At 58.1% G+C, this 475-nt stretch carries 1 protein-coding gene; it reads right to left on the bottom strand.

Annotated elements, in window-relative coordinates; translation table 11 throughout:
- Positions 1-400: tRNA(His) guanylyltransferase Thg1 family protein (locus AC1RP1_RS07845; RefSeq protein WP_481762698.1), on the bottom strand; the 400-nt coding region annotated here is incomplete at its 3' end.
- Between the last annotated feature and the right edge of the window lie 75 nt (positions 401-475).

Below are 475 nucleotides of genomic sequence, written 5' to 3' on the forward strand. Positions count from 1 at the left end.
GATGATCGAACAGCGACTGGTAGAACGCGACCGATGCGTCGGCGGCCAGCAGCGAGTGCCACTTCTGGTATCGACCGTCGAACATCATTTCGGGCAGCATCGTTTCCGTCGTGCCATTCGTACGCCAGACCGGGGCATTGCGCCAGTACAGCGTGATCTCGTCGCTCTGCGTGTACCCCAGATCAGCCTGAAATTCGTCAACAAGTGCCTTCGTCGTATCGATCATGCACTGCATGAATCGCTTGTCGTACGGACGATCCAGACCGCGCGTGAACGTGTGGAACGCACGGCCGTCGAGCCGCGCCAGAATAGGAAGGCCGGGCATCATGGAGCGCCCCGCTTCTTCCATTTCGAAGCGCTTCATCCGGTCACCAACCGGGTCCTTAATCTTCTTTCCCATCAACTCTCCCCTGTCTTTGTGCGCCCTTCAGCATTCCCAGCTTCGCACCGATCACAACCCGCTCCACCGTTATAA

The sequence above is a fragment of the Dellaglioa sp. CoH-56-MRSF-13 genome (genome assembly GCF_056782095.1).